The organism is Streptomyces sp. NPDC001832, from assembly GCF_040297265.1.
In the GTDB taxonomy this organism is placed as follows: domain Bacteria; phylum Actinomycetota; class Actinomycetes; order Streptomycetales; family Streptomycetaceae; genus Streptomyces.
Genome location: NZ_JBEOYU010000018.1, coordinates 89,723 through 101,354, shown reverse-complemented (window position 1 = coordinate 101,354; position 11,632 = coordinate 89,723). Strand labels below are relative to the sequence as shown.

Here is an 11,632-nt window from a genome sequence, read left to right as displayed (position 1 = left end):
ATTGGTCTATACCACATGGTTCCACTCTTCAGATCGGCAGGCCCCCGCGTGGAAGTAGTCATCGTCCCGGACGCCAAGGCAGGCGGCGAACTCATCGCGGAGGCCATCGGCGCCCTGCTCAGCCGCAAGCCCGACGCCCTTCTCGGCGTCGCCACCGGCTCCACCCCGCTGCCCATCTACCAGGCGCTGGCGGCCAAGGTCCGCTCCGGCGCCGTGGATGCCTCGCGCGCCCGCATCTGCCAGCTCGACGAGTACGTCGGTCTGCCGGCGGGTCACCCCGAGTCCTACCGCTCCGTGGTGCTGCGCGAGGTCATTGAACCGCTCGGCCTGTCCGAGGCGTCCTTCATGGGCCCCGACGGCTCCGCCGAGGACGTCCCGGCCGCCTGCCAGGCGTACGACAAGGCGCTCGCCGAGGCCGGCGGGGTGGACCTGCAGCTCCTCGGCATCGGCACCGACGGGCACATCGGCTTCAACGAGCCGTGCTCCTCGCTCGCCTCCCGTACCCGGATCAAGACGCTCACCGAACAGACCCGGGCCGACAATGCGCGCTTTTTCGACCATGACGTCACGCAGGTGCCGCACCATGTGATCACCCAGGGCATCGGCACCATCCTGGAGTCCCGCCACGCGATTCTGCTCGCCACCGGCGAGGGCAAGGCAAACGCCGTGGCGCAGACGGTGGAGGGGCCGCTGGCCTCGATCGTGCCCGCGTCGGCGCTGCAGTTGCATCCGCATGCGACGGTGGTGGTGGACGAGGCTGCCGCGTCGAAGCTGAAGCTGGCGGACTACTTCCGCGCCACGTATGCGACGAAGCCGCCGTGGCAGGGTATTTAGAGGAGCTCACAGCCTCTCAGGCCCAGGGGCGGTCCTTACGACCTCACCCACGATTGGCAGCGGCGGAGGTCGTTACCCCTGGCGATGATCTCCGCGGCCGCGACGCCGCAGACTCGGGCCGCGCCGTGGGTGGCGATGTGCAGGGCACCTCTGGGGGCCGCCTGCGGGACGCCCATTTCGACCACGACTGTGCCGGGGCGCTTCGCCACCAGGGCGTCGAGGGCCTCGGTCATCCAGGCGTGACGGTGCGCGTCACGGACGACCACGACGATGCGCCGCTCCCCCGCGGCCCGCAGCACCGCGGCGACGGGTGTCCCGGTGCCGTACGTGCCGGTCTCCGTGCCCGGCAGCAGCCGGCCCAGTTCCGCGGCGACGCCCCACGGGGTCTCGTCGCCGACCGCGATGTTCGACTCGGAGGTGAAGGAGGCGACGTACGGGGGGTCGATCAGCGGCTCGGCGGAGCCGGTCACCTCGACCGCACGGCGGGCGGCGGCCAGGCCGATGCCGGAACCGATTCCGGTGCCGGACGCGGTCCCTTCCTGCACCGCCGCACCCGGCTCCGAACCGGTCCCCTCGGCCGCCCGCGTCCAGGAGGCGAGGGCACGCACCCGTGCGGCCGCGTCCGCGAGCCGCTCCTCGGCGAGTTCACCGCTGCGTACCGCCGCGACCAGCGCGTCGCGCAGCCGCCGCACCGTGCCGTCGTCCTCCAGACCGCCACCGATGCACAGGGCGTCGGCCCCCGCGGCGATCGCGAGGACGGAGCCGCGCTCGATGCCGTACGTCCCGGCGATGGCCTGCATCTCCACGGCGTCGGTGACGATCAGTCCGTCGTACCCCAACTCCTCGCGCAGCAGACCGGTGAGGATCTGCGGGCTCACGGTCGCGGGGCGGTCAGGGTCGAGGGCGGGCAGCAGGATGTGCGCGCTCATCACGCACTTGGAACCGGCGGCGATGGCTGCCCTGAAGGGCACCAGTTCACGGGCGTACAGGGTCTCCAGGTCCACGTCGATGCGCGGCATCGCGTGGTGCGAGTCGATCGCGGTGTCGCCGTGCCCGGGGAAGTGCTTGGTACAGGCGGCGACTCCGGCGGCCTGGAGGCCCTCGATGTACGCGGCGGTGTGCCGGGCCACGAGCTCGGGGTCGGCGCCGAAGGACCGTACACCGATGATCGGGTTGCCCGGGTTGGAGTTGACGTCCGCGGACGGCGCCCAGTTGAGGTTGACGCCGCACTCGGCGAGCCGGCGGCCCAGCTCCCGGGCGACCGTGCGGGTCAGTGCCACTTCGTCGACGTGGCCGAGCGCGAGGTTGCCGGGGAAGGAGGAGCCGGTACGCACCTCGAGGCGGGTGACGTCACCGCCCTCCTCGTCGATCGCGACAAGCAGGGCGTCGCACTCGGCCCTGAGCTGGGCGGTGAGCGCGGCAACCTGCTCGGGCGTCTGGATGTTGCGGCCGAACAGGGCGACGGAGGCGAGGCCTTCGTCGATCCGGCGCAGCACCCAGCCCGGGGCGGTGGTGCCGGTGAATCCGGGCTGCAGGACGGCGAGGGCGTCGCGGGTGACGGTGTCCGTGGTGGATATCAGCGTGGTCATGGGGCGGTGTTATCCCTTCACGGCGCCGTCGGTGAGGCCGCTGACGGCCTTGCGCTGCAGGTGGCTCTGGAACTGGGAGCCCTAATGGTTTAGACCAGCATCGGGAGCTTGGCCTAGACCTTTAGGGGTGTCAAGGGTGTATAAGAAGTGCACTCGCGTCCGTTACAGGACCGACACCTGAGGGAGGGCGACGAGCCGTGACCGGAGCGTGCCACCATGTGAGCCGCGACAGACGGAGGAGCCGGTGACGGCAGCAACGCAGCAGTCGGGAAGGCGGGCCATGGGTGCCGACGGGGGCAGTACGGAGAACGAGACGGGCGCGGCCACGCGGACGGCGCGTGTCCCGAAGTACTACCGACTGAAGCGACATCTCCTCGACATGACGGACACCATGCCGCCGGGCACCCCCGTGCCACCGGAGCGGACCCTGGCCGCCGAGTTCGACACCTCGCGCACGACCGTGCGCCAGGCGCTCCAAGAGCTCGTCGTCGAGGGCCGGCTGGAGCGCATCCAGGGCAAGGGCACCTTCGTCGCCAAGCCAAAGGTCTCGCAGGCCCTGCAACTCACCTCGTACACCGAGGACATGCGCGCCCAAGGACTCGAACCTACGTCCCAGTTGCTGGACATCGGCTACGTCACGGCGGACGAGACGCTCGCCGGGCTGCTCGACATCACGGCCGGTGGGCGAGTGCTGCGGATCGAACGGCTGCGGCTCGCCAGCGGGGAGCCGATGGCGATCGAGACCACCCACCTTTCGGCCAAACGCTTTCCGGCGCTGCGTCGTTCGCTGGTGAAGTACACCTCGCTCTACACCGCGCTGGCAGAGGTGTACGACGTCCGGCTGGCCGAGGCCGAGGAGACCATCGAGACCTCGCTCGCCACCCCGCGGGAGGCCGGACTGCTCGGTACGGATGTGGGCCTGCCGATGCTGATGCTGTCCCGTCACTCGCTCGACGGGCGGGGCGAGCCGGTGGAGTGGGTGCGCTCGGTCTACCGGGGCGACCGGTACAAGTTCGTGGCGCGTCTGAAGCGGCCGACGGACTGAATCCGGGTGCACCGGTCGAGTGGTCCCGGCCACCGCACCCTGCGTACAACCGTCGCGGTCCTGTGGAATCCACTGCTCCACGGGGGCCGTTCACGCACCTTGATACGGACCAAGTGTCGTACGTTTGACGGCATTTTGAACATGCGCGCCTGCTCACGGGACCGTTGTCGGACCGCAATGCGGACAGGGGGTGACGGTGACCGGAAGCCTCCCCTAGATTTCCTGCGCATCAGGCCGACCGGCGAATGAGGGACGCCCCCGTTTGCCGGTCGGTATCACACCAGGTGATCAGCGAGGGGACGGAGTCGCCGCATGCCAGCAGACCCAGAAGGAAAGCCACCCACCATCACACCCGTGCGGGTGGTCATCGCCCTCTGTCTCATCGCGCCGTTCGTGGCGATGCTCTGGGTGAGTTCGTATGCGAAGGTGGACCCCACCTTCATCGGTATTCCGTTCTTCTACTGGTACCAGATGCTCTGGGTGCTGATCTCCACCGCACTCACGACGATCGCGTACAAGCTGTGGCAGCGTGACCAGCGCGCCCGCAAGGGGGGTGCGTCGGCATGAAGGACGGCGTGAACGGCGTCGCGCTCGGCGTCTTCATCTTCTTCTTCCTGGCCGTCACGGTCATGGGCTTCCTGGCGGCGCGTTGGCGGAAGGCCGAGAACGACGCCAGTCTCGACGAATGGGGCCTGGGCGGACGGTCGTTCGGCACCTGGGTCACCTGGTTCCTGCTCGGCGGCGACCTGTACACCGCGTACACCTTCGTCGCCGTTCCCGCGGCGATCTACGCGGCGGGCGCGGCAGGCTTCTTCGCGGTGCCGTACACCATCCTCGTGTACCCACTGATCTTCACCTTCCTGCCGCGGCTGTGGTCGGTCTCGCACAAGCACGGGTACGTGACCACCTCGGACTTCGTCCGCGGGCGCTTCGGCTCGAAGGGGCTCTCGCTGGCGGTCGCCGTCACGGGCCTCCTCGCCACAATGCCGTACATCGCGCTCCAACTCGTCGGCATCCAGGCGGTACTGGACGTGATGGGCGTCGGCGGTGGCGAGAACACCCACTGGTTCGTCAAGGACCTGCCGCTGCTGATCGCGTTCGCGGTGCTCGCCGCGTACACCTACTCGTCCGGTCTGCGGGCGCCCGCGCTCATCGCGTTCGTCAAGGACGGACTGATCTACCTGGTCATCGCGGTGGCAATCATCTACATCCCGATCAAGCTCGGCGGCTTCGACGACATCTTCGCCAAGGCGAGCGATGCGTTCTCCCAGACCAACCCGGCAACCGGCAAGCCGCGCGGTGCGCTCGCGCCTGGTGAGGCGGGCCAATGGGGTTACGCCACACTCGCGTTGGGTTCGGCGCTGGCACTCTTCATGTATCCGCACTCGATCACGGCGACGCTCTCCAGCCGCAGCCGCAATGTGATCCGGCGCAACACCACGATCCTGCCGTTGTACTCGCTGATGCTGGGCCTGCTGGCGCTGCTCGGCTTCATGGCGATCGCCGCCGGTATCAAGGTGGACAACGGGCAGTTGGCCATCCCCCAGCTGTTCGAGAACATGTTCCCGGACTGGTTCGCGGGCGTGGCATTCGCCGCCATCGGCATCGGCGCGCTGGTGCCTGCCGCAATCATGTCGATCGCCGCAGCAAACCTCTTCACCCGCAACATCTACAAGGACTTCCTGAAGCCGGACGCGACCCCGGAGCAGGAGACCAAGGTCTCCAAGCTGGTGTCGCTGCTGGTGAAGGTCGGCGCGCTCGCCTTCGTCCTCGCCATGGACAAGACGGTCGCGATCAACTTCCAACTGCTGGGCGGGATCTGGATCCTCCAGACGATGCCGGCCCTGGTCGGTGGCCTGTTCACCCGCTGGTTCCACCGCTGGGCGCTACTCGCGGGCTGGGTGGTCGGCATGGTGTACGGGACGGTGGCCGCGTACGGGGTCGCCAGCCCGACCCAGGCGCACTTCGGCGGGTCGTCCAATGAGATCCCGGGCATCGGCGAGATCGGCTACATCGGTCTGACCGCGTTCGTGTTGAACGCGGTGGTGACGGTGGTGCTCACCTTCGTCCTGAACGCAGTGAAGGCACCCGCAGGAATCGACGAGACCTCCCCGGCCGACTACACGGCCGACGCGGGCGACCCGGGCGTCCAGGCGGAGCTCCCGCCGGCCACGGCGGGGGCGCCGAGCGGCGTCCACTGAAGACCGCTCCTACGGCCCGATGACGGCCCGTCGCGCCCCCTTCAGCGGGGTGTGGCGGGCCGTCCGTCTGCTCCGACGGGGGATCGCACGGCTTGTCCCGTCGGCTCGACATCCGTTACACGACACAACATGTGGGGGCCGTCTCATCCCGCAGCCCCCACATGTATGCTCGTGCTCGCTGTCGCCGCAGGGAAATCCGGTGCAAATCCGGAACTGTCCCGCAACGGTGTATTCGGTGTGCTTTTACACACCATCGAGTAAGTCCGAGGACCTGCCGACAGCGCATCCGGCTCGACCGAACCGGATGCCAGACGTCCGGGCCTCGCGGATGGGCCGGTGGACGCCGTAATGAGTGCTGCCCGACGCGGGCCCGCCTCTGCCCGGCTGCCCCCGTTCCCCGCCGGCCCCGAGCCGAGCGAGGGAGAGCACCACGTGACCATCGCGCCAGCCGATCCGGCTTCAGCCGCCGTGTCCGAAGCGGCCGATTCCGAGGGAACCGCACACGACGGACCGGGGGCCGCACTGCTGCGGACCCTGACCGGCCTCACCGTCGATCTGCCCGACACCGACCCCGGTCGCGTCGCCGCCGCCGCGCTGCGCGGCCGTAACGCCCGGTCGGACGAGGCGGAGTTGCGCTCGCTGGCCACGGAGGCCGCCGCAGGGCTGATCTCCGAGGACCCCGCCTACTCCCGGCTCGCGGCCAGGCTGCTTACCCGCACCATCGCGGACGAGGCGTCCGGCCAGGGCGCGGTCTCGTTCTCCGCCTCGGTCGCCGTCGGACACCGCGAGGGCCTGATCGCGGACCGTACCGCCGAGTTCGTCGCGCTGCACGCGGCCGCACTCGACGCGCTGGTGGAACGTTCGCTCGCCGACGGCGCCGACGACCGCTTCGGCTACTTCGGGCTGCGGACCCTGCACAGCCGATATCTGCTGCGCCACCCGCACACCCGTCAGGTCATCGAGACGCCCCAGCACTTCATGCTGCGCGTCGCGGCCGGGCTGGCCGAGGACGATTCGGAGCGCGCCGTGGACGAAGTCGCTTCGCTGTACGGCCTGATGAACCGCCTCGACTACCTCCCCTCCTCCCCCACGCTCTTCAACTCCGGCACCCGGCACCCGCAGATGTCCTCCTGCTATCTGCTGGACTCCCCGCTCGACGAGCTCGACTCGATCTACGACCGCTACCACCAGGTGGCCCGGCTCTCGAAGCACGCGGGCGGCATCGGTCTCCCGTACTCCCGTATCCGCGCCCGCGGTTCGCTGATCCGTGGCACCAACGGGCACTCCAACGGCATCGTGCCGTTCCTGAAGACGCTCGACGCCTCCGTCGCCGCGGTCAACCAGGGTGGCCGCCGCAAGGGCGCCGCCGCCGTCTACCTGGAGACCTGGCACGCGGACATCGAGGAGTTCCTGGAGCTGCGCGACAACACGGGTGAGGACCAGCGTCGTACGCACAACCTCAACCTGGCGCACTGGATCCCGGACGAGTTCATGCGCCGGGTCGACGCGGACGGTGACTGGTCGCTGTTCTCGCCCGCCGATGTGCCCGAGCTGGTCGACCTGTGGGGCGACGCGTTCGACGCCGCGTACCGGGCCGCCGAGGCCAAGGGGCTGGCCCGCAAGTCGATTCCGGCCCGTGAGCTGTACGGCCGGATGATGCGTACCCTCGCGCAGACCGGCCAGGGCTGGATGACGTTCAAGGACGCCGCCAACCGGACCGCGAACCAGACCGCCGAGCCGGGCCGCGTCGTCCACTCGTCGAATCTGTGCACCGAGATCCTCGAAGTCACCGATGACGGCGAGACGGCCGTCTGCAACCTGGGATCGGTCAACCTCGGCGCGTTCGTCGCCGACGGTGGCATCGACTGGGAGCGGCTGGACGCGGCCGTCCACACCGCCGTGACCTTCCTCGACCGGGTCATCGACATCAACTTCTACCCGACCGAGCAGGCCGGCCGGTCCAACGCGAAGTGGCGCCCCGTCGGCCTGGGTGCCATGGGTCTGCAGGACGTCTTCTTCCAGCTGCGGCTGCCGTTCGACTCGCCCGAGGCCCGCGCGCTCTCCACGAAGATCTCCGAGCGGATCATGCTCGCGGCGTACGAGGCCTCCTGCGCGCTCGCCGAGCGGTCCGGCCCGCTGCCCGCCTGGTCCGAGACGCGTGCCGCCCGCGGCGTGCTGCACCCCGACCACTACGACACCGGCCTGAACTGGCCGGAGCGCTGGGACGCGTTGCGCGCCCGGGTCGCGAAGACCGGGATGCGCAACTCGCTGCTGCTCGCCATCGCACCGACGGCGACGATCGCCTCGATCGCGGGTGTGTACGAGTGCATCGAGCCGCAGGTCTCCAACCTCTTCAAGCGCGAGACGCTCAGTGGTGAATTCCTCCAGGTCAACGCATATCTGGTGGATGAGCTGAAGCGGCTCGGCGTGTGGGACGCGCGGACCCGTGAGGCGCTGCGCGAGGCGAGCGGTTCCGTGCAGGGCTTCGCCTGGATCCCGGAGGATGTGCGGGCGCTGTACCGCACGGCGTGGGAGATCCCGCAGCGCGGTCTGATCGACATGGCGGCGGCCCGTACGCCGTTCCTCGACCAGAGCCAGTCGCTGAACCTGTTCATGGAGACGCCGACGATCGGCAAGCTCTCCTCGATGTACGCGTACGCCTGGAAGCAGGGGCTGAAGACGACGTACTACCTGCGCTCGCGCCCGGCGACCCGGATCGCCCGCGCGGCCTCCGGCCGGGCCGCGACCGCCGCACCCATTCCCGTACAGCAGGCCCAGGCTCCCGACACGGACGCGATCGCCTGCTCCCTCGAAAACCCCGAGTCCTGCGAGGCCTGCCAGTGATGAACTCCACCGACTCAGAGAAGAACCTGCTCGACCCGGGCTTCGAACTGACGCTGCGGCCCATGCGCTATCCGGACTTCTACGAGCGCTACCGCGACGCGATCAAGAACACCTGGACGGTGGAGGAGGTCGACCTCCACTCCGACGTCGCCGACCTCGCGAAGCTCTCCCCCGGCGAGCGGCACATGATCGGCCGGCTCGTCGCGTTCTTCGCGACGGGCGACTCGATAGTCTCCAACAACCTCGTGCTGACGCTGTACAAGCACATCAACTCCCCCGAGGCGCGGCTGTATCTGTCGCGGCAGCTCTTCGAGGAGGCCGTGCACGTCCAGTTCTATCTGACGCTGCTCGACACGTATCTGCCCGATCCTGACGACCGTGCCGCCGCGTTCGACGCGGTCGAGGAGATTCCGTCGATCCGTGAGAAGGCGCAGTTCTGCTTCAAGTGGATGGATTCGGTGGAGAAGATCCAGCGGCTGGAGACGAAGGCCGACCGCCGCCGTTTCCTGCTGAACCTGATCTGCTTCGCGGCGTGCATCGAAGGGCTGTTCTTCTACGGCGCGTTCGCGTACGTCTACTGGTTCCGCTCGCGGGGTCTGCTGCACGGTCTCGCCACGGGCACCAACTGGGTGTTCCGTGACGAAAGTTGCCACATGGATGCCGCGTTCGCGTTCGTCGACACCGTACGAGAGGAAGAGCCCGACCTCTTCGACGACGAGCTCGGCCGACAGATCACCGCCATGATCAAGGAAGCCGTCGAAGCGGAACTACAGTTCGGCCGCGACCTCTGCGGTGACGGCCTCCCCGGCATGAACACCGAGTCGATGCGCGAGTACCTCCAGTGCGTCGCCGACCAGCGCCTCGTACGCCTCGGCCTCTCGCCGGTCTACGGCTCCGGCAACCCCTTCTCCTTCATGGAGCTCCAGGGCGTCCAGGAGCTGACCAACTTCTTCGAGCGCCGGCCGTCCGCGTACCAGGTGGCGGTGGAGGGCTCGGTGGACCTCGACGAGGACTTCTAGATCCTGGCCCAGCTTCTGAGGTAGGGGCGCCGCGCATCCGTCACCGACTGCGCGGCGCCCGCCGTTTCGGGGGGCGCCTCCCCCCGTTCCCGTTCCGCTTCCCGCAGCTCGCGGTCGATGCGGCGCTCCCGGGCGAGCCCGGCGAGGGTGCGCAACAGAAAGAGGGCGATAAGTGCAGCTATGCCCAGAACATTCAGGAATGTATTCATGCCTCTACTCTCGTCCGCACGGACGGATTGCGGCAGTGGCAGGACTGTCATAAAGCATCGAATTACTGCCACACTTGCTCCATGCTGAAGAATGTCGCCGCTCTGCTGCTCGACGAGGTCCACCCCTTCGAACTCGGTGTGCTGTGCGAGGTCTTCGGCCTCGACCGCAGCGACGAGGGCCTGCCGGTCCACGATTTCGCCGTGGTCTCCGCCGAGGGCCCGGTACTGCGGACCCATGCCGGGTTCACCATCAGCACACCGCACGGACTCGACCGTCTGGACGAGGCCGACCTCATCGCCGTGCCGGCCGGCAGCCACTTCGTGCGGCGCGACTACCCCGAAGAGGTCCTCGACGCCCTGCGCCGGGCGGTGGACCGGGGCGCGCGCGTGCTGAGCGTCTGCTCCGGTGCGTATGTGCTCGGCGCGGCCGGACTGCTGGACGGGCGCCGCTGCACCACTCACTGGCGCCACGCCTCGGAACTGGCCCGCCGCTTCCCGCGGGCCGTCGTCGAACCCGATGTGCTGTACGTGGACGAGGGCCCGGTCATCACATCGGCGGGCACGGCGGCCGGGATCGACGCCTGTCTGCATCTGGTCCGGCAGGCGTACGGCCCCGATGTCGCCAACGCGATCGCCCGCCGCATGGTGGTGCCGCCGCACCGGGACGGCGGGCAGGCGCAGTACATCAAGCGGCCGCTGCCCCGCACCCGGTGCGACACGGTCGGCGAGACGCTCGTCTGGATGGAGCGCCACCTCGATCAGGAGATGACCGTCGAACAGCTCGCCGTACAGGCACACATGTCGCCGCGCACCTTCGCCCGTCGTTTCCAGCAGGAGACCGGTACCACTCCGTACCGCTGGCTGCTCCGCCAGCGGGTGCTGCTGGCACAGCATCTACTGGAGACATCCGATGAAACGGTGGACACGATCGCCGGTCGCACCGGCTTCGGAACTGCCGCCGCGATGCGCCATCAGTTCGTTCGGTCGTTGGGCACGACGCCGAATGCATACCGTCGCACCTTCCGCGGCCCGAGTGCAATGACCGAAGTAGCCTGATCCATAACGGGCCTGAGGTCCGATCATTCGCCCAAAGGAGAGGTGACGATCCACCCAGGGATGGAAGCGATGGGCCCGGCCGCCCTCGCAAGGGAGACCGGGCCCGCCCGGTGGCAATCGGATGCTCAGTCGTTCGGCACGATCTCGTAGCGCGGCGTGTTCTCCGCCATCTGCCGCAGCGCGTCCTTGCGGTCCCGCTTCGAGAGCCGGTCGATGTACAGGTATCCGTACAGGTGGTCCGTCTCGTGCTGGAGGCAGCGGGCGAAGTAGCCGTTGCCTCGGACCTTGACCGGGTTGCCCTTGGCGTCCTGTCCGCGGACCACCGCGTAGTCCGGGCGGGCCAGCGAGGCGTACGCCGTCGGGACGGAGAGGCAGCCCTCGTTGGAGTCGTCCAGGACCCGCTCCCCGGGCGCCAGCTCCTCCAGCACCGGATTGCAGACGGCGCCCACGTGCCGCACGCCGTCGTCGTCCGGGCAGTCGTAGACGAAGACCTTCAGGTCGACGCCGATCTGGTTGGCGGCCAGGCCCACGCCCTCCGCCGTCCGCTGGCTCGCGAACATGTCGTCGATCAGTCGGCCCAGCTCGTCGTCGAACTCGGTGACGTCCTTGCACTCCTTGTGCAGCACCGGGTTGCCCACGACCGTGATCGGACGGGAGGTACCGCGCTCACGATATGCCGCCTCGCGCGCCTCACAGTCCTCGGTGTCCACGACGAAACCTTCGTCGTCGACGCTGATCTGCTCGTCCGTCTCCTGCTGCGCCATGTCCGCCGTACGCCTTCCTCAAAACCTGAACCCCGGATATCCGATGAACCGGGGCCGTGCACCCGAGCACC

General features: G+C 68.6%; 10 protein-coding genes and 1 riboswitch. Of the genes, 7 read left to right on the top strand and 3 right to left on the bottom strand.

Annotated features, from left to right (window positions below; genetic code table 11):
* Window positions 1–48: 48 nt before the first annotated feature.
* A complete protein-coding gene (gene nagB, locus ABT115_RS16955; protein ID WP_351789816.1) occupies window positions 49–834 on the top strand; it encodes a glucosamine-6-phosphate deaminase in 786 nt (261 codons plus the stop codon).
* 35 nt (window positions 835–869) lie between these two features.
* Here nagB and ABT115_RS16950 read toward each other — a convergent pair whose 3' ends face one another.
* On the bottom strand, window positions 870–2,423 hold the full coding sequence (locus ABT115_RS16950; protein WP_351789813.1) for a glycoside hydrolase family 3 protein: 1,554 nt from the start codon (window positions 2,421–2,423) through the stop codon (window positions 870–872).
* 280 nt (window positions 2,424–2,703) lie between these two features.
* Here ABT115_RS16950 and ABT115_RS16945 point away from each other — a divergent pair, with 280 nt between their 5' ends.
* The 5 genes from ABT115_RS16945 to ABT115_RS16925 all read left to right on the top strand — a co-directional run bounded on the left by ABT115_RS16945 (window position 2,704) and on the right by ABT115_RS16925 (window position 9,532).
* On the top strand, window positions 2,704–3,468 hold the full coding sequence (locus tag ABT115_RS16945) for a GntR family transcriptional regulator (protein ID WP_351789867.1): 765 nt from the start codon (window positions 2,704–2,706) through the stop codon (window positions 3,466–3,468).
* 312 nt (window positions 3,469–3,780) lie between these two features.
* Entirely contained in the window at window positions 3,781–4,035 is a 255-nt protein-coding gene (locus ABT115_RS16940) for a DUF3311 domain-containing protein (protein WP_351789810.1), read from the top strand.
* Window positions 4,032–5,669 carry a monocarboxylate uptake permease MctP gene (gene mctP / locus ABT115_RS16935; RefSeq protein ID WP_351789807.1) on the top strand — a complete coding sequence of 546 codons (1,638 nt, stop codon included), beginning with the start codon at window positions 4,032–4,034 and terminating at the stop codon, window positions 5,667–5,669. The genes ABT115_RS16940 and mctP overlap by 4 nt, the downstream gene beginning before the upstream one ends.
* A gap of 178 nt (window positions 5,670–5,847) precedes the next feature.
* A riboswitch (adenosylcobalamin-variant (AdoCbl-variant) riboswitch) is annotated at window positions 5,848–5,950 on the top strand.
* Window positions 5,951–6,101: 151 nt separating this feature from the next.
* A complete protein-coding gene (locus tag ABT115_RS16930; RefSeq protein WP_351789804.1) occupies window positions 6,102–8,513 on the top strand; it encodes a ribonucleoside-diphosphate reductase subunit alpha in 2,412 nt (803 codons plus the stop codon).
* Window positions 8,513–9,532 (top strand): ribonucleotide-diphosphate reductase subunit beta, encoded by a 1,020-nt coding sequence (locus ABT115_RS16925; RefSeq protein ID WP_351789801.1) that lies wholly within the window; start codon window positions 8,513–8,515, stop codon window positions 9,530–9,532. Before ABT115_RS16930 ends, ABT115_RS16925 begins: the two co-directional genes overlap by 1 nt.
* Here the strand turns inward: ABT115_RS16925 and ABT115_RS16920 are convergent.
* Window positions 9,529–9,741 carry a hypothetical protein gene (locus ABT115_RS16920; RefSeq protein ID WP_351789798.1) on the bottom strand — a complete coding sequence of 71 codons (213 nt, stop codon included), beginning with the start codon at window positions 9,739–9,741 and terminating at the stop codon, window positions 9,529–9,531. The two genes, ABT115_RS16925 and ABT115_RS16920, sit on opposite strands and share 4 nt — an antisense overlap.
* A gap of 81 nt (window positions 9,742–9,822) precedes the next feature.
* On the opposite strand from ABT115_RS16920, the gene ABT115_RS16915 reads away from it, so the two are divergent.
* Entirely contained in the window at window positions 9,823–10,797 is a 975-nt protein-coding gene (locus ABT115_RS16915; protein ID WP_351789795.1) for a GlxA family transcriptional regulator, read from the top strand.
* Between the two features lie 125 nt (window positions 10,798–10,922).
* Here the strand turns inward: ABT115_RS16915 and def are convergent, their stop codons facing one another.
* Window positions 10,923–11,561: a peptide deformylase gene (gene def, locus ABT115_RS16910; RefSeq protein WP_351789792.1), complete on the bottom strand. Its 639-nt coding sequence runs from the start codon at window positions 11,559–11,561 to the stop codon at window positions 10,923–10,925.
* Window positions 11,562–11,632: the final 71 nt, after the last annotated feature.